Annotated in this window: 17 protein-coding genes; 14 read left to right on the top strand and 3 right to left on the bottom strand. The window is 66.5% G+C overall.

Going from position 1 to position 17623, the window contains the following annotated elements; genetic code table 11:
- Positions 1-509: 509 nt before the first annotated feature.
- From DEBA_RS01645 to DEBA_RS01635, 3 genes are read right to left on the bottom strand one after another with little or no spacing between them, the layout of a single operon-like run.
- A complete protein-coding gene (locus DEBA_RS01645) occupies positions 510-1328 on the bottom strand; it encodes a hypothetical protein (protein WP_013257160.1) in 819 nt (272 codons plus the stop codon).
- Positions 1325-2695: a sigma-54-dependent transcriptional regulator gene (locus tag DEBA_RS01640; protein ID WP_013257159.1), complete on the bottom strand. Its 1371-nt coding sequence runs from the start codon at positions 2693-2695 to the stop codon at positions 1325-1327. The genes DEBA_RS01645 and DEBA_RS01640 overlap by 4 nt, the downstream gene beginning before the upstream one ends.
- Positions 2692-4950, bottom strand: a complete 2259-nt coding sequence (locus tag DEBA_RS01635; protein ID WP_013257158.1) for a sensor histidine kinase — start codon at positions 4948-4950, stop codon at positions 2692-2694. Before DEBA_RS01635 ends, DEBA_RS01640 begins: the two co-directional genes overlap by 4 nt.
- Before the next feature lie 170 nt (positions 4951-5120).
- On the opposite strand from DEBA_RS01635, the gene DEBA_RS01630 reads away from it, so the two are divergent.
- The 14 genes from DEBA_RS01630 (at position 5121) to tsaA (ending at position 17616) form a co-directional block, all read left to right on the top strand.
- Positions 5121-5561 (top strand): PaaI family thioesterase, encoded by a 441-nt coding sequence (locus DEBA_RS01630; RefSeq protein WP_013257157.1) that lies wholly within the window; start codon positions 5121-5123, stop codon positions 5559-5561.
- Positions 5562-5662: 101 nt separating this feature from the next.
- On the top strand, positions 5663-5890 hold the full coding sequence (locus DEBA_RS01625) for a YgdI/YgdR family lipoprotein (RefSeq protein ID WP_013257156.1): 228 nt from the start codon (positions 5663-5665) through the stop codon (positions 5888-5890).
- Positions 5891-6051: 161 nt separating this feature from the next.
- Complete coding sequence (locus DEBA_RS01620; RefSeq protein WP_013257155.1) at positions 6052-6483, top strand: DUF134 domain-containing protein; 432 nt, start codon at positions 6052-6054, stop codon at positions 6481-6483.
- A gap of 1 nt (position 6484) precedes the next feature.
- Positions 6485-6694 carry a DUF5320 domain-containing protein gene (locus tag DEBA_RS01615; RefSeq protein WP_013257154.1) on the top strand — a complete coding sequence of 70 codons (210 nt, stop codon included), beginning with the start codon at positions 6485-6487 and terminating at the stop codon, positions 6692-6694.
- A 49-nt stretch (positions 6695-6743) separates the two neighbouring features.
- Positions 6744-7025 (top strand): DUF5320 domain-containing protein, encoded by a 282-nt coding sequence (locus DEBA_RS01610; protein WP_013257153.1) that lies wholly within the window; start codon positions 6744-6746, stop codon positions 7023-7025.
- A 123-nt stretch (positions 7026-7148) separates the two neighbouring features.
- Complete coding sequence (locus tag DEBA_RS01605; protein ID WP_013257152.1) at positions 7149-8495, top strand: sigma-54-dependent transcriptional regulator; 1347 nt, start codon at positions 7149-7151, stop codon at positions 8493-8495.
- A gap of 251 nt (positions 8496-8746) precedes the next feature.
- Positions 8747-9175 carry a universal stress protein gene (locus DEBA_RS01600; RefSeq protein ID WP_013257151.1) on the top strand — a complete coding sequence of 143 codons (429 nt, stop codon included), beginning with the start codon at positions 8747-8749 and terminating at the stop codon, positions 9173-9175.
- Positions 9176-9207: 32 nt separating this feature from the next.
- Complete coding sequence (locus tag DEBA_RS01595) at positions 9208-11013, top strand: SLC13 family permease (protein ID WP_013257150.1); 1806 nt, start codon at positions 9208-9210, stop codon at positions 11011-11013.
- Positions 11014-11040: 27 nt separating this feature from the next.
- Positions 11041-11844: a cytidylate kinase-like family protein gene (locus tag DEBA_RS01590; protein WP_013257149.1), complete on the top strand. Its 804-nt coding sequence runs from the start codon at positions 11041-11043 to the stop codon at positions 11842-11844.
- Between the two features lie 46 nt (positions 11845-11890).
- Positions 11891-12685, top strand: a complete 795-nt coding sequence (locus DEBA_RS01585; RefSeq protein ID WP_013257148.1) for a cytidylate kinase-like family protein — start codon at positions 11891-11893, stop codon at positions 12683-12685.
- Between the two features lie 60 nt (positions 12686-12745).
- Entirely contained in the window at positions 12746-13156 is a 411-nt protein-coding gene (locus tag DEBA_RS01580) for a response regulator (RefSeq protein WP_013257147.1), read from the top strand.
- 18 nt (positions 13157-13174) lie between these two features.
- Positions 13175-14740, top strand: a complete 1566-nt coding sequence (locus DEBA_RS01575) for a sensor histidine kinase (RefSeq protein ID WP_013257146.1) — start codon at positions 13175-13177, stop codon at positions 14738-14740.
- Between the two features lie 218 nt (positions 14741-14958).
- Positions 14959-17052: a TonB-dependent receptor gene (locus DEBA_RS01570; protein WP_013257145.1), complete on the top strand. Its 2094-nt coding sequence runs from the start codon at positions 14959-14961 to the stop codon at positions 17050-17052.
- A 9-nt stretch (positions 17053-17061) separates the two neighbouring features.
- Positions 17062-17616, top strand: coding sequence for a tRNA (N6-threonylcarbamoyladenosine(37)-N6)-methyltransferase TrmO (tsaA, locus tag DEBA_RS01565; RefSeq protein ID WP_148227752.1), 555 nt, complete (start codon positions 17062-17064; stop codon positions 17614-17616).
- Positions 17617-17623: the final 7 nt, after the last annotated feature.

The raw sequence follows: 17623 nt of genomic DNA, 5'->3' as shown, positions 1-17623 counted from the left end.
GTCGACCAGGCCAGCTTAACACCTACCGTCCGTAGCTCCCGGTGTGAGGCTGCTATCAAAGCAGCCGCGACAGCGAAGCGTATTGTTCTTCTTTCTTCTTTCTTGAATCTTTTCTTTTTCCGGGCGCAACCAACCTTGGCCGTAGCTGGCGCGCGCCCCGCGCGTCAGCTTCCAGTAACGTCACTGGCAACCGGCAACAATCTTCGCGGCGCGGCTATGCCAAAGACCAGCTCTATGGTCGTCATCCCTACAAACACGAAACTAAAAGTCGGCCACCTTGCTTTGCGGGGGTGGGGTGGGGCGCGGGGCGGGCGAGGGGGCGGTTTAGCGTAAAGAGCCCCCTCCCCGCCCCGCAATGGCTTTTGCTTCTCTTCTCTCTCTCTTCTCTTCTCTTTCTTCTCTTCATTCTCACTCTTATCTTAAATCTTGTCTTGCTCTTGTCCTTCGCCTTCCTGCCTGCCGCCAACCTCGCCGCCATCAAACAAAAACCAATAATTACAAAATATTATCTAATTTTCCTCACCACCACCACCAACTTCCACCCCAACCTTGCGAAACGAAACCCAAACCTGATCCGAGCACAACCTCCGCGCGCATTGTTCGATGATGGCGTCCACGGCCGGGCCGCCTTCTTCGGGGCGCAACAGCGCGCCGTTTTTTTGCAGCATTTCGGCGTCGTCGTCTTTATCCAGCGGGCGATAGGCGAACTGTTTCAGGCGCACGGTTTCGGCGTTTTCGGCGGCGCGTTGGCTCAGGCCGTAGGTTGTGACGCCGTGGCGCGAGACGATGGCCCATTGCAGGCGGCCGGCCTGGTGGTGTTGGCGGAAAAAGCCGGAGAGGTCGATCATCACGGCCATGTCGGCGTAGCTGGGCAGGGCTTCGGCCACGGTCCACTGAAGTTTGTGGAATGGGCCGTCGGTTTCGCCGGCAAAGGAGTTTTTGGGGTGGATGTGATAGATGACCAAGTGGTCGTATTGCATCATGAGGTGATATACGGTGTCGTCGAGCAGGTGGTAGGTGCGGCGGCCGGTTTTGCCGGCTTGGCCGCCGATTTCGATCCAGAGGTTTTCGGCGGGGATGAAGGCCCAGCCTTCCTCGAGGCCGGCGCTGGCGGCCAGTTGGGCCAGTTGGGCTTCGCCGTCGGCCTGGCTGGTTTGGACGACGAAGGCCGGGCCGTCTTGCAGGTTGACGGCCAGTTTTTGGGCGGCTTGCAGTGGTCTGGCCGGGCCCAGTGCGCGGGTTTGCGTCTGGCCAGCCGTGGCGGGGGCGGCCAGGCAAAGGGGCAGCAGGGCCAGCAGGGCGGCGAGCGTGGCGCGGCGTCCGGTCATTCGTCGGCCTTTCCGGCGCGCAGGCCCAGGGCTTTGAGTTTTTTGTGCAGGTGCGAGCGTTCCAGTCCGACGGCCTCGGCGGTTTGAGAGATGTTGCCGTTGAATTGTTCGAGTTTGTGTTCCAGGTAGAGGCGTTCGAAGGCCTGGCGGGCGTCTTTGTAATCGGCGGCGAAGATTTCGGCGGGCAAGCCCAGCGGGGCCGCTTGCTGGCCGGTCATTTCGGCGGGCAGATCCTCGGGCGTGATATTGGGGCCGGAGCTGAGGATCATCAGGCGTTCGACGAGGTTTTTCAGTTCGCGGACGTTGCCGGGCCAGGGTTGACGTTGGAGGATCTCCATGGCCCTGGGGTCGACGGGTTTTGGTTCGCAGTGCAGGCGGGCGGCGGCCTGGCGCAGGAAGACCTCGGCCAGCAGGGGGATATCCTCGGGGCGCTGGCGCAGGGGCGGCACGTGGATGGGGATGACGTTGAGGCGGTAGTAGAGGTCTTCGCGGAAGCGGCCGGCGGCGATTTCGGCGGTCAGGTCTTTGTTGGTGGCGGCCAGCACGCGCACGTCGACGACGTTGGTGCGCACCCCGCCCACGCGTTCGAAGCGCTGCTCCTGGAGTATGCGCAGAATTTTGGCCTGGGTTTTCAGGCTCATGTCGGCGATCTCGTCCAGAAACAACGAGCCCCGGTGTGCCAGGTCGAACTTGCCGCGCTTGGCGGCCACCGCGCCGGTGAAGGCGCCCTTTTCGTGGCCGAAGAGTTCGCTTTCGATGAGCTCCTCGGGTATGGCCGCGCAGTTGACGTCGACAAAGGGGCCCTCGGCCCTGGCGCTGAGCCGGTGGATGGCCCCGGCCACCAGTTCCTTGCCGGTGCCGTTTTCGCCGGTGATGAGCACCCAGCTTTCGGTGGGGCCGACTTTTTCGATGGCGGCCTTGATCTGGGCGATGGCCGGGCTTTGGCCGGTTATTTCGGGGCCCCGGGCCTTGTCGCGCAGCAGCCTGTTTTCGGCGGCCATGCGGCCGAACTCGATGGCGTTGCGGGTGGCCAGGAGGATCTTGTCCATATCCAGGGGTTTTTCGATGAAGTCGAAAGCGCCCAGGCGGGTGGCGCGCACGGCGGTTTCGATGGTGGCGTGGCCGCTGATCATGATCACGGGCAGGGCCGGATGGTTTTGCTTGAGGCGGCGCAGGGTCTCCAGGCCGTCCATGCCCGGCAGCCAGATATCGAGGAAGACCACGTCGGGCGGGTCGTCGGCGGCGGCGGCGAGGGCGGCCTCGCCACTGTGGGCGCTAGCGGACCGATAGCCTTCGTCGCCGAAGATGCCTTGCAGCGACTGGCAGATGGCTTTTTCGTCGTCGACGATGAGGATGTGGTTGCTCATGCCTGCTCCGCTTTGGCCGGGCGCATGCCCCTGGCCGGCAGCTCGATGATGATCCGCGCGCCCTGGGGTTGGTTGTCTTGCACGCGGATATAGCCGCCGTGATCGGCGGTGATGGCGCTGACGATGCTCAGGCCCAGGCCGGTGCCGCCGCGCTTGGTGCTGAAATATGGTTCGAAGAGGCGGATCTTGTCCTCGGGGGCGACGCCGCAGCCGGTGTCCTCCACCTCCAGGCGGACGTATTTGAGGATATCGTCGTAGGACAGGCGCACGACGACCTGCTTGGGGCCATCGGAGTTGTCGAGGGCGGCCACGGCGTTGTCGAGCAGGTTGATCAGGGCGCGGCTGATCTGTTCCTTGTCCAGTTCGAAGACGGGTATATCGCCCTCGCATTCCAGTTCGAAGCCGATGTCGGCGCGGCCGCCGCGAAAAAGGGACAGGGCCTCCTCGGCGATGGCCCGCAGATCGGCGGGGGCCGGCTTGGCCGAGGGCAGGCGGGCGAAGGTGGAAAACTCGCTGACCAGGCGGCGCAGCTCCTCGACCTGGTGGATGATGGTGCGGGTGCATTCGTCGAAGACGGTGTCGCCTTCTTCCTGGCGGCCCTGGTAGCGGCGCACCAGGCGCTGGGCCGAGAGCTTGATGGGCGTCAGGGGGTTTTTGACCTCGTGGGCGATGCGCCGGGCCACCTCGCGCCAGGCGGCCATGCGCTGGGCCTTTTCCAGCTCGGTGAGGTCTTCGAAGACCACGACCACGCCCAGGTCGCGGCCCTGATCGTCGCGCAGTTGGCTGAGGTGGACCATGAAGGTCAGGGCCTCGCCCATGACGTTGACGCGCACTTGCTGGTCGACCGCGCCGCGCGCGCCGGGCAGCAGGCCTTGCTGCATGCGGCCCAGCATCTCGACCAGGCGGCCATCCATGACCTGACGCCAGTGGCGGCCCAGCACTTCCTCGGCCTGGGCCCCCAGGAGCCGTTCGGCCGAGGGGTTGAAGGTGGTGACTTCGCCGTGGGCGTCGATGGCGATGACGCCGGCGGCGACGTTGCGCAAAATGATCTCCATGTAGCGGCGGCGCTGATCCAGCTCGCGGTTGGTGCGGCGCATCTCTTCCTGGGCCTCGTCCAGGCGGGCCTTGGAGGTCTTGAGGTCGGCGGTCATGCGGTTGAAGGCGTTGACCAACGTGCCGATCTCGTCGGGGCCCTCGGCGTCGATGGAAAAGTCGTAGTCGCCGCCGGCCACGCGCTGGGTGCCTTGGGCCACCTGGCCCAGGGGCACGGTGATGGTGGCGGCCAGTTGGAAGCCGAACCAGGTGGCGGCGAAGATGATCAAAAGGGTGACGATGGACAGGGTGATGTACAAGTTGGTGCGGATGGGATTTTTGACGGCTTTGAGCTGGCGGTAGTCCTCCAAGCCCTTGCGCACCTCGTCGATGCGGGCCAAGGCCCCCGGCGGCAGCAGGCGAAAGACCACGATGACCCCGGCCACTTTGTCGGCGCGGCGGATGGGCCAGGCGGCGGCGGCGAAATCGCCGGTGGGCGCGGCCTGGAGATGGGTCAGGGGTTCGCCGCCAGCCACGCAACGGCTGACCAATTCCAAGGGAAAGGCCTGGAAGTGGCTGATGTGCGCGCCGCTCTGGGTGGCGTAGGCCAGCTCGCGCGGACCGGGGCGAAACACGCGCACGGCGGCCAGGCCGTAGAGCTCCTGGCGGTCGCCGATGAACTTGGCCAGGCGCGCGTTGGGCTCGACCAGGTTGACGCCGTCGCGGGGGATCTCGCGGGCCATGATCTCGGCGAAGTGGGCGGCGTTGCTGGCCAACTGCTGGTTGTAGCCCTCGGTGACCTCCATGGCCTCAAATAGCGACTGCTCCACCTGGTCGGAAAACCAGAACTCCATGGACGTGCCCACGAACTGAAACGCCGCGAAAAACACCACCGCCGTGGGGGCCAGCGACAGCAGCACGAAGGCCACCACCAGCTTGGTGCGCAGCCGCGCGCCCAGAACCCCGCGCCGCCGTTCGACCAACAGCTTGACCATGTTGCGAAAAAACAGGAAGATGACCAGCAGCAGCAGCAGGGCGTTGATGTTGATCAGGGCGAAGACCATGATCGACGAGCCCATGGGCAGGTCGTCGGGCATGACGACCACGCGGGTTTCGACGTAGGTCAGGCAGGCCACCAGCAGCAACAGCACCACGATGATGATGCGCTCGCGCTTGCGGCGGGCCAGTTCCTTGTGTCTTTTTTCGGTGTCGGCGGTGGTCACGTCGCGCCCTCTGGGCCAGGGGCCGCCCAAAAACGGCGGCCAAATCAAGCCGTTGCCTTTGCCGGTGCGGCAAAGGTCTCGCCCGATGCGAAAAAGACAACAGCTATGCCATGTTACGCGCGATGGCCGCCTTTGGCAAGGCCCGCGTCGGCAAAGGAGGGATCGCAACCATGGATCAGGCGCGCCGCGCTTTTCTGATGAACGATTTTCGCCAGGCCTTCACCGCCCATTTGGGCTTTGAAGCCCTCGACGCCGCCGAGGGCCATTTTGCCTCCACCGTGGCCCTCACCCCGGCCTTGTTGCAGCAAGACGGCCTGGCCCACGCCGGGGTCGTGGCCACCCTGGCCGACCACACCGCCGGTTACGCCGCCTACACCCTGGTCGGACCGGAGAGCCGCATCCTCACCGTGGAGTTCAAGATAAACTTCCTCAAACCGGCCGCCGGCGCGGCCCTTTACTGTCAGGCCCAGGTCATCAGCCGGGGGCGCACGATCCTGCCGGCCGAAAGCGCCGTCTGGGCCGTGAACGCCGACGGCGACCGCAAGCTGGCGGCCAAGGCCATGGTCACGCTGATGGTCGTGCCGACCGAGAGCCTGCGGCGCGAAAGCTGATTGCACTCGCGCGCGGAGGCTTTTTGGGGCAAAATTAGACCCAACGCCCGGGCCGCGCCGACCTGGGCGACCGCCCCATCGACCAGACCAAGGAGCGCCCCATGCACAGCAAACTCACCATCGCGGCCATCTGCCTGGGCCTGGCCCTCCTGGCCGGCTGCGCCACGCCCATGCACACCATCACCACCACCAGCGGCAAGCAATACGTCGCCGTGGGCGACCTGGACTTCGACGACGACACCAAGACCTACACCTTCACCGACCCCGAAGGCCACACCGTCATCCTCAACCGCAACGTCATCAGCGAAATCCGCCGCAAGACCGACTGAGCCACGGCCAGCTCCCCCGCCGGGCCGCCCTCGCCGGCGGCCCGCGCTTTTCCTGCCGCCGGCCGCACCCCTCACAAACGAAATATATTTCATAAACACCCCTTGACGCGGCCCCGCGCCGGGCTTATATATGAAATATATTTCATAACACGGAGCGTCAAATGTCGCCCAGGCCCAGAAAATATCGCACCATCGCCCAGCATCCCGTGGCCACCTTCTACAAGCCACAGGGCGCGCCGCTGGGCGCCCTGCAAAGCGCCACCCTCAGCGTGGAGGGCCTGGAGGCCTTGCGCCTGGCCGACGCCGAGGGCCAAGACCAGGCCAGCGCGGCCCGGGCCATGGATGTTTCGCCGGCCACATTCTGCCGCATTCTGGCCGAGGCCAGGGCGGTGGTGGCTCGGGCGCTCAGCAATGGCTGGGCCATCCGCATCGAGGGTGGGGCCTACCGCCTGGCCGAGGCGGCCGCGCCAGGGGCTCAGGAGCGTCCGTGGGGCGGCGGGCGGGGCGGCGGGCGGGGCCGAGGCCTGGGCCGGCGGCGGGGCTGGGCCGACGACGCGCCGCCGGATCAAACACCAACCGACAAGGAGGATTGACATGCCTTACAGGGACGGAACCGGGCCCGCCGGACAGGGGCCCACGGGCAAGGGCTTTGGCCCTTGCGGACAAAACCAGACCAAGGACGGCCAGCCCGGCCAAATCGGCGGCGGCCAGGGTCGCGGTCAGGGTCGCGGGCAAGGACAAGGCCGGGGCCGGGGCGGCAAGTCGCGGCGGCAAGGCCAGGGCGGCGCGGGCCAGGGCCGTTAGGGCCGGGGGCCGGGCGCCGGGATTTTTCTCGACAAAAGGAGGTATAATCATGCCAGGATTCGATGGAACGGGACCGATGGGCGCTGGGCCGCTGACGGGTGGCGGTTTTGGCCGCTGCGGCGGCGGGGCGGCCTTGGGCCGGCCGGGTCGCGGCCGGGGCTATCGTTGCGCCGGCGGCCGGGGCGGCTGGGGCGGCGGTGGAGGCCGTGGCTTTTACACCGCGCCGGCCGCCCAGGACGAAGCACGGGCCTTGAAGGCCAGGGCCGATTTCTTGCGCGGCGACCTGGACGCCATCCAGCGCCGGCTGAGCGAGCTGGAGCCCGCCGAGTAGGCGCGGCCAAGGCTTGACGCATCCGGCGCGGGTTCGCGCCGTTGGCCGGGGGCCGCGGGAAAGGCTCCCCGGCCAAGCCGCGCCCAAAAGCGACCCAGCCCCGCCAAACGCGCCGGAGAAACCATGACCGCCCAGATCACCGGCCATATTTTGCTCGTCGACGACGAGGCCACCGCCCTCAAGGCCCTGCGCCGCATCCTGGAAAAGCAGGGCCACCGCGTCCACACCTGCCAAAACCCCGCCCGCGCCCTAGAGGCCCTGGCCGAGCTTCCCATCGACGTGCTGGTCAGCGACCTGAAGATGCCGCTCATGGACGGCATGGAGCTGCTGGACCGGGCCAAGGGCCTGGCCCCCCAGGTCGAGGTGATCATCGTCAGTGGTTTCGCCAGCCTGGACGGCGCGGTGGAGGCCGCCCAAAAGGGCGCTTGCCACTTTTTGGCCAAACCCGTCACGCCCCAGCAAATGCGCGACAAGGTGCAAGAGGCCCTGGGCCGCAAGCGCCTGCGCGACCAGGCCCTGGCCCGCGAAGCCGCCGCCGGCCCGGCCATCGTCGGCCAGAGCCCGCCCATGCGCCGCCTGGCCGAGCTGATCGCCCAGATCGCCCCCACCGACTGCACGGTGTTGATCCAGGGCCAATCGGGCACGGGCAAGGAACTGGCGGCCAAGGCCATCCACGCCCAGAGCCGCCGGGCCAAGGGGCCGTTGGTGGCGGTCAACTGCGCGGCCATCAGCCCCAGCTTGTTGGAAAGCGAGCTGTTCGGCCACGAAAAAGGCGCCTTCACCGGGGCCGAGCAAACCAAGATCGGCCTGCTGGAGGCCGCCCACGGCGGCACGATCTTTTTCGACGAGATCGGCGAGACGCCGCCGGCCATGCAGGTCAAGCTGCTGCGCGCCCTGCAGGAGCGCCAGTTCATGCGCGTGGGCGGCCGCGCGCCCTTGTCGGTCGACCTGCGGGTGCTGGCGGCCACGGCCCGCGACCTGGCCCTGGAGGCCCGCCTGGGCGCGTTTCGGCAAGATCTCTTTTATCGGCTGAGCGTCGTCGAGCTGACCATGCCGCCCCTGGCCCAACGCCGCTCGGACATCCCCCTGCTGGCCCAGCATTTTCTGGAAGAATTCGGCCGCCGCATGGAAAAATCCGTCGACGGCTTCGACCCGGCGGCCCTGGAGCTGTTGCGGGCCTACGCCTTCCCCGGCAACGTGCGCGAGCTGCGCAACATCGTCGAGCGGGCCATGGCCCTGTGCCAGGGCCGGCTGATCCTGCCCCGCGACCTGCCGCCCGATCTGGCCGCCGTGCGCCTGTCCAGCCTGCAACGCCAAGGCGGGCCGGTGGCCACCCTGGAGGAGCAAGAGCGCGCCCACATCGAACAGGCCCTGCGCCAGACCGGCGGCATGCGGGCCAAGGCCGCGGCCCTCTTGGGCATCGACCGGGTCAGCCTGTGGCGCAAGATGAAAAAGCACGGCCTGGCCTGATCCGTTGCGCGGATCAAACGCCGCGTTTCCCTGGCGCAACGTTTTGTTCCCCGGCCGCGCCAGCGCGGGCTTTTGGCCCCTCGGCCGGCGGATGCTTGCGAAAACCGTTGCAATCGGCAACTCGGCGGCCGCGCGCCAACACGGCGGCGTCATCGTCAAATAACCAATAATTCCCGTCTGATAAATCGCCAAACCCACCGTTGGCACGGCCCTTGCCCGTTGTATGGTCGGCAAACGGAGGTGGTGGCGCGATGCCCCGAGCAATCCTGGTGGTCATGGAAAACGAAATCGTCTGCGCCCAGGCGCTGGATTTCGCCGCCGAACTGGCCCAGCGCCTGGCGGCCGAGGCCAAGCTGCTGATGGTCGTCGAGCCGCCCCCGGCCGCGAACCGCCAACCGGAGCTGGAGCGCCGCGCCGTCCAGGCCCTGGACCGGCTGGCCAGCCGCTTCGTGGAGCGAGGCGTGGCCGCCGAGGCGACGCTACGCCTGGGCCAACCCAGGCGCGAGCTGCTGCGTTTCCTGGCCCAGCGCCCGCCGTTCCAGGCCCTGATCTGGGGCAGCGGCCACGAGCTGGCCGGCGGGCGGCACGGCCATTGGCTGGAAAAAACCGCCGGCCTGCTGGAATGCCCGCTGTGGACGGTGGCCAGCCGCGACGACGGCTCGGAAGGCCGCGGAAGCTGATCTCAACTCACGCGAAACGTTAGGTGAAACACATGCCGCAACTGACGCCAGAAATGATTATGGTCATGGCGATGATCGCCGTGGCGGTGTTTTTGTTCGTGGTGGAGTGGGTGCGGGTGGACGTGGTGGCCATCATCATGATGGTCGTCCTGCCGCTGCTGGGCCTGGTCACGCCCAAGGAGGCCTTTTCGGGCCTGTCCAGCAACGCGGTGGTCTCGATCATCGCGGTGATCATCATCGGCGCGGGGCTCGACCGCACCGGCGTGATCAACCGCCTGGTGGGGCCCATCGTGCGCCTGGCCGGCAAGAGCCAGTCGCGCATCATCATCTTCATCTCGCTGACCGTGGCCGGCATCTCCAGCTTCATGCAGAACATCGGCGCGGCGGCCCTGTTCCTGCCGGCGGTGCAGCGCATCAGCAAAAACCTCAAGATTCCCATCAGCAAGCTACTCATGCCCATCGGCTTTTCGGCCATCCTGGGCGGCACGATCACCCTGGTCGGCTCCAGCCCGCTGATTTTGCTCAACGACTTGATCGTCCCCTTCAATCTGCGGCCCTTTGGCCTCTTCGAGGTCACGCCCGTGGGCCTGGCCCTGGTGGCCAGCGGCATCGGCTGTTTCGTGCTCTTTGGCCGCTTCATTCTGCCCGGCGGCAAGGCCGACGACAGCGCCGACCAGGCCGCGCGGCCGGCCGCCGCCCAGATCACCGACGACCTGGGCGGGCCCTGGGAGCTGATCACCCCCGATGATTTCACCCACTACCGCGAGCCGGTCACCGTCGACGGCCTGCGCCGGCGCTATCTGGTCAACGTGGTCGGCCTGACCGAGCCGCCCGACTTTCGCGTGATGAACCCCGCGCCCGACCAGCAGATCCGCTCGCGGGCCTGCCTGGCCGTGCACGGCCAGGAGCGCGACGTGCGGCGCATGGCCGAGGAAGAAGGCATGACCCTGCGGCCCGAGCTGGATGTGTTCAAAAACGCCTTGGCCGAACACGCCTCGGGCGTGGTCGAGGCCGTGGTGGCCCCGCGCTCGGCCCTGGCCGGCAAGACGCTCAACCAACTCAACCTGGCCGACCGCTTCCGCGTCACGCCCTTGGCCGTCCACCGCCAGGGCGAGACCTACCGCGCCGAGCTGGGCCAGATTCCCCTGCGCGTGGGCGACGCCATCTTGCTGCAAGGCTCGTGGAAGCGGTTGCAAACCCTGCACGCCGAGGGCGGCCTGCTGTTCACCACGCCCATCGACGCCGAGCAACTACGGCCCGAAAAGGCCATCTTCGCCGGGCTGTGGCTGGCGGTGGCCCTGGTGATGATCCTGGTGTTCAACATCCAGCTTTCGGTGTGCCTGATGACCGGGGCCCTGGGCATGATCCTCACCAAGGTTCTGACCATCGACGAGGCCTACGCCTCGGTGGACTGGCGCACGGTCTTTTTGCTGGCCGGCCTGATCCCCCTGGGCATCGCCACCGAAAAATCCGGCGCGGCGGCCTGGATCGCCCACGCCGTGCTGGGGGCCATCGGCGTGGTGCCGCCCATCGTGCTCTTGGCGGTGATCGGCCTGTTGTCGACGGCCTTCACCTTGGTCATCAGCAACGTCGGGGCCACGGTGCTGTTGGTGCCGTTGGTGGTCAACATGGCCCTGGCCGCCGGGGCCGATCCGCGCATGGCGGCCATGGTCGTGGGCCTGGCCACCAGCAACTCGTTCATTTTGCCCACCCACCAGGTCAACGCCCTCTACATGGGCCCGGGCCGCTATCGCAGCGTGGACTTCATGAAGGCCGGCGGGTTGATCAGCGTGGTCTTTTTGGCGGTCATGATCGCCATGCTCTACTTGTTCTTCTAAACCCAATCGGCAAGGGAGGATTTGGCCATGGCCATCATCACCATATCCCGAGGCTCCTACAGCATGGGCCGCGCCGTGGCCGAAGCCGTGGCCCAGCGCCTGGGCTATCGGCTGACCAGCCGCGACGTGCTCCTGGAGGCCTCGGACCGCTTTCGCATACCCGAGGTCAAGCTGGTGCGGGCCATCCACGACGCGCCCTCGATCCTCGAGCGCTTCACCCACGGCAAGCAGCGCTATCTGGCCTATATCCAAAGCGCCCTGACCAGCCAGGCCAAGGCCGACAACCTGGTCTACCACGGCCTGGCCGGCCACCTGCTGCTGCCCGGCGCGCCCCACGTGCTGCGCGTGCGCATCATCGCCGACATGGAATCCCGCGTCGCCGCCGAGATGGCCCGCGAAAACCTGAGCGCCGCCGAGGCCCGCGCCCTGCTGCAAAAAGACGACGCCGAACGCCGCAAGTGGACCCAGAGCCTCTACGGCGTCGACCCCTGGGACGCGGCGCTCTACGACCTGGTGCTGCACATCGGCCGCCTGAGCCAGGAAACCGCCGCCGACCTGATCGTCCAGGCGGCCCAGGCCCCCGAGATGCAAACCACGCCCCAGGCCCAGCGCGTCATGGACGACCTGGCCCTGGCCTGCCAGATCAAGGCCGAACTGGTGCGCGACGACGTCTTTGACGTGGCCGTGGCCAGCGAGTTCGGCAACGTCGTCGTCTACGCCGCCAAGGGCGCGCGCCTGGAAGACAAGCTGACGGCCATCGCCGGGCGGCTGGCCGGGATCAATCACATCGAGGCGCGGGCGGGCCAGGCCCCCCCGCCGGAAGCGGTTTGATGGCCAGGCCGCGGCCGCCAAGGCCGGGCTCGGCCGGAGAGGATGCATGGAAATGCCCATAATCGCCATTTCTTCCGATTCGCCCCAACAGGAAACCCTGGCGGCCCGGGGCGTGGCCGACAGCTTGGGCTACGCCCTGGTGGGCCGCGAAATCCTGGGTCAGATCGCCGCCGAACACGGCGTCAGCGAAAAAGACCTGCTCCGGGCCCTGGACGAGCCGCCCGGCTTTTTCGCCATGCGCGCCCGGCAACGCCAGGCCTTGTTGACCCACGTCCGGGCGGCCTGCCTGGAGCGCCTGAGCGCCGACAACGTGGTCTGCGTGGGCCTGGGCGCCCACGCCTACCTGGCCGGGGTCAGCCACGCCCTGCGCGTGCGCCTGCTGGCCGGCCCCGGCGACGGCCAGGGCCAGGACAAACCCGACCGCCGCCAACAGGAGCGCCGCCGCCGCCTGTCGCTGGAGGCCTTCGGTCTGGACGACACCGACCCCGACAACTACGACATGGTCCTTTCCCTGGCCAGCCTGGAGCCGGCCCAGGCCGTGGCCATCATCGCCGAGGCCGCCGGCTACCCAAAGTTCCAGGCCATGACCTATTCGCGCAAGTGCCTGGCCGACAAGGCCCTGGCCGCCAAGGTGCGCCAACGGCTCTTGGCCAAGTTCCCCGAGGCCAAGGTCGACGTCTCCGACGGCGGGGTGGTGGTGCGCGTGGCGGCCATCGGCCGCGGCCAGCGCAAAAAGCAACTGGCCGTGCGCGAGCTGGCCAGTCAGGCCCCCGGGGTCAATTACGTGGAAGTCCATGTGATCAACGACTTTTTCGGCAGCGCCGCCCAGAGCGGTCGTTAGAGGCGGCCCTTGCCACGGGTCGCGCAAGGCGTTCATTATTGAAATCACGGAGGTGAGCCAATGAGCCAGTTGCTCGAAGTGTTGCTTTTGGACGACGAGCCCATCGTGGGCCGGCGGCTGGCCCCCGCCCTGGCCAAGATCGGCTGCGCGGTGGAGGTCTTCGAGGATCCGGAAAAGGCCCTGGCCCGCATCGCCAAAAAAGAATTCCAGGTCGTGGTCACCGACATCCGCATGGACGAGATCGACGGCCTGCAGGTGCTGGAGTTCGTCCACGAGCGCTGGCCCAACTGCAAGGTGATCATGATCACCGGCTACGCCATGATGTCGCTGGCCCGCGAGGCCATGGACAAGGGCGCCTTCGACTTCATCGCCAAGCCCTTCAAGCCCGACGACCTGCGCGAGGTCATCGCCAAGGCCGCCCAGGCCCTGGGCCAGCCCTTGAGCGCCCCCGACGCCCAAACCGGCCAATAGCCATCAAGGATCACCGACATGACCAGCCTGACGCCGGAAATGTTCGATTGCCCATCGCCCATCGGCGACCCGGTCCACGACCGCCAGACCGCCGACAACATCCGCGCCCTGATGAACCGGCCGCTGATCAGCCTGCGCCTACAGATCTACCTGGGCTTTTTGGCGGCCTTCATCATGGCCGCCGGCGTGGCCGCCAGCATGGTCTACAACTTCCACCGCATGGAGCGCTCCACGCGCTTTCTGGAGATCGTCAGCGATTACGTCATGGAGGTCGAACAGGCCCGGCGCTACGAAAAGAACTACCTGCTCTACGGCCGGGGCCTGGACGAGGCCCTGGAGCACATCTTCACCGCCGAACAGATCCTCAGCCGCAACGCCGGCGAGCTGGCCGCGGTGATGGGCGGCGACTGGAGCCAGGTCATGTCGCCCAAGCTCATGTCCTATCAGGGGCTGCTGGAAAAGCTGGCCGCCCTGAAAAACGCGCCGCCCGCCCCCGAAGCCGAACTGGCCCGGCACGATCTGCAAAAACGCATGCGCGCCGAGGGCCAGGGCCTGGTCTCCGACGCCTCGGCCCTGCTGGGCGGCGAACGGGCCGCCCTGGCCGAGGCCAACCGCAACGCGCGGCGCGTGCTGTTCTACGCCCTGGCCCTGCTGTTGTTGGCGCTGGTGGCCAACGCCTACCTGCTGGGCACGCGCATGCTGCGGGCCATCAAGCACCTGGGAGAGCACGCCGCCAGCATCGCCATGGGCGATTTCCGGCCGATCACCCCCACCAGGTTCTACCGCGACGAGTTCACCGACCTGGCCGTTTCGATCAACACCATGGTCGAGGAGCTGCAACACCGCGAGGCCGTGCTGATCCAGTCGCACAAGATGCGCGCCGTGGGCACCCTCACCGCCGGCGTGGCCCACGAACTGAACAACCCCCTCAACAACATCACCATCACCGCCCACGTCCTGCAGGAAGACTACGACTCGCTCGACGACGCCGAGCGCCGCGAGATGATCGGCGACGTGGTGGCCGAAGCCAACCGCGCCCGCAAGATCATCAGCAATCTGCTGGACTTCGCCCGCGAAAGCTCCAGCCGCATCGAGCCCTTGGATCTGCCCTCGCTCCTGCGCGAGACGATCTATCTGGCCTCCAACCAGATCAAACTCAGCGGCATCAAGATAGAACTCCAGGCCTCCGACAACCTGCCCCGCGTCCACGGCGACAGCCAGCAACTGCGTCAGGTCTTTTTGAACCTGATCTTGAACGCCATCGACGCCTCGGCCAAGGGCGGCAAGATCCAGGTCATGCTGGCCCCGGCCGACGAGCCCCACTACGTGGCGGTCAAGGTCATCGACTTCGGCGCGGGCATACCGGAGCACATCCTGCCCTCGGTCTTCGACCCCTTCTTCACCACCAAGGCCCGCTACAAAGGCACCGGCCTGGGCCTGAGCGTCTCGCAGGGCATCGTGGCCAAACACGGCGGGCGGATCATGGTCTACAGCCAGCCCGGCAAGGGCGCGACCTTCACGGTGATCCTGCCCGTGACCACCATCCCGGCCCAGCTCGACAAGCCAGACGCCGCCGGGGCCTGAGGCCCGGCCACGGCAAAGCTTGGCCCCGCCGCCATCAAACACCGCCCTTGACACGTCCTTTGGCCTGGGGTAGACACAAGCATCATGCGGCAGAAGCCGCGCCTCCACGCTGAATTTCCACCAAAACAATCGCAGCACAAGCCATGAAGGCTCCCTAGCCGGCGCGAGTGGGCGCATCCGGTTGGCGTCGGCGTTTTTTCTTTTTAGGGAGGCATAAAGTGGTTGGGAAAAAACTCGCGTTACTAGTGTGTTGTCTGCTGGCGGCCCTGGCCCTGGCCCGGCCGGCCCTGGCCGACGCCGAACTGCCGCCGGTGGAGGTCAAGGCCAGCCTGACCGGCTCGGACTCCTACGCCTCGCCGGTGGCCGGGGTCATCGATCCGGGCAGGCAGATCCCCGCCGGCCAGATCACCGATCTGACCGATCTGCTCAAGCTCGGCAACTCCATCTACATCCAGGAGTCGTCCTACGGCCGGCAGCTCTTTTTGCGTGGCCTGACCGACCAGGACATGCGCGTGCTCATCGACGGCTCGCCCATGGGCCAACTGGGCAAATACTACGCCTACTCCTTTCCGTGGGAGTCGATCCCCCTGGAGAACATCGAGCGCATCGAGGTGATCCGCGGGGCCGGCTCGGTGGAGTTTGGCAACACCCTGGCCGGCACGATCAACATCATCACCAAAAAGGGCGCCCGCCAGCTACGCTCGACGGCGGCGCTCAACTACGGCTCGTTTGACGACTTCAAGGTCAACGCCAGCAACTCGGGCTCGCAGGGCAAGTTCGACTGGTTTGTCGGCGGCTCCTACCGCGACCGGGGGGCCTACCTGGAAAACAACGACCTCAAGCAATACAACGTCAGCGGCGCGGTGGGCGTGGACCTGGGCCAGGCCGGCAGCCTGCGCCTGACCGGCTTCGCCACCCGCCGCGAGGAGGGCCTGCCCCTGGACGATCGCATCAACTGGAACATCTGGAGCAACTCCCAGGGCTACGCCGACGGCAGCAAGACCAAGACCGACGAAAACACCATCATCGCCGATTACAAATCGGCCTGGGTCGACCTGAGCGCATCGTATTTTCAGCAAAAGCGCGACGACGACTGCTACAAGAACGGCTGGGTCACCGGCGATTATCAAGACTACGCCCTGGATTTCAAGACGCCCTCGGTCAAGGCCAAGCTCCACCACACCCATGGCGACCACACCTGGAAGATCGGCGCCGACTACACCTACGGCGACGCCGTGGCCGATTGGGTCTATTACAACGACGGAACCGAGCGCATCGAATGGAAGCAGGACTTGGCCGGCGTCTTTGCCGAGGACACCTGGCGGCTGCTGCCCCAGCTCAATCTGACCATGGGCCTGCGCTACGACTATTACAAAAACACCATCGACTCCGACCGGGGCTACATCAACCCAGGCTCCGACATCTCCGACGAGGGCCTCTCGCCCCGGGCCAGCCTGACCTACGACCTTAACGAGGACTGGCAGGCCTTCGCCTTTGCCGGCCACGTCTTCAAGGCCCCGACCATGGCCGACCTCTATCGCTGGCACAGCAACCACGAGCTGATCTCCTTTGCCGGCCGGGCGGTCCTGCGGGCCTACTACGGCCTGGCCCAGCCGGCCGGCGCGCCGGCCAGCCTGATCCCGGCCCAATATATCCAGGGCTGGAAAAACATGATCGGCGACCTGGAGGCCACCAAGGGCTGGGACTATGAACTGGGCCTGCGCAAGAGCGGCCAAAACCACGCCCTGCAAATCAACTTCTTCTATCAAGACCTGGACGACTACGTGAACATCTACCCGGTGTCCTATCCGCCCACCTACAACGTCGACAACGTCGGCCTGTGGGGCATGGAGCTGGCCGGCGTCTACACCTTCTGCCAATACCTGGAGGCCGAGGCCATCTACACCTGGATGGCCAACCAGACCAGCGGCGACCCGATCACCGAAAAGCTCTATGGCAAAAACGAGCTGTTCAACGCCCCGGACCACGTGCTCAACCTGACCCTGCGCAGCCGGCCGCTCAAGCCGCTGTTGCTGGAGTGGCAGTCACAGTTCGTCTCCAGCCGCTTTGCCGGCGGCGCGCCGGGCGTGCCGCCCCAGGTGGCCGCCACCACGCCCAAGTACGAGCCCATGTACGAGCTGGACCCCTATTGGCTGCACAACATCCGCGCCTCCTACACCGTGCGTTGCCAAAAAACCGACGTGACGTTCTCGGCGGCGGTGGAGAACATCTTCAACGAAGAATGCTATATCCGCCTGGATTACCCCCTGCCCGGCACGCTCTACTACGGCGGGGTGAGCCTGGCCTTCTGAAAGGGAGCCATGATGAAAACCATCGACATCGCCCACGCGGCGACCATCGACGAGGCCTATCACGTCTGGCCCATCGGCCGCGTGCATAGCCCGCTGCAAAAGCCATCGCTCAAAGGGGCCCGCCAAGGCATCAGCCGCCAGGGCGCCCACGTGGGCCAGGTGCTGCGCGAAAACGACGTGGACAGCCAGATCGTCATCGACCCGCGCTATCTGCCCCTGCTGGAGGGCCTGGAGCAGTTTTCCCACCTGGTGGTGATCTACTGGCCCCACCTGCTGCCCGAGGAAGGCCGCCAGGCCCAGAAGGTCCACCCGGCCGGCTTCGAGGAGCTGCCCCTCACCGGCGTTTTCGCCACCTGCAGCCCGGCCCGGCCCAACCCCCTGCTGGTGACGGTGGCGCGGCTGCTGGCCGTGGATGGCAATGTGCTGACCATCCACGGCCTGGAGGCCGTCGACGGCACGCCGGTGCTGGACATCAAGCCCTACAACACCCACTACCTGGCCCGCGAGGACGTGCGCGCGCCCCAGTGGATGGACGAGCTGAACCGCCTCTATGACGGGATGTGACCAAGAC

It is taken from the genome of Desulfarculus baarsii DSM 2075 (assembly GCF_000143965.1).
GTDB lineage: Bacteria > Desulfobacterota > Desulfarculia > Desulfarculales > Desulfarculaceae > Desulfarculus > Desulfarculus baarsii.
The sequence above is the reverse complement of the archived record's forward strand: the minus strand, read 5'-3'. Positions and strand labels throughout refer to the sequence as shown.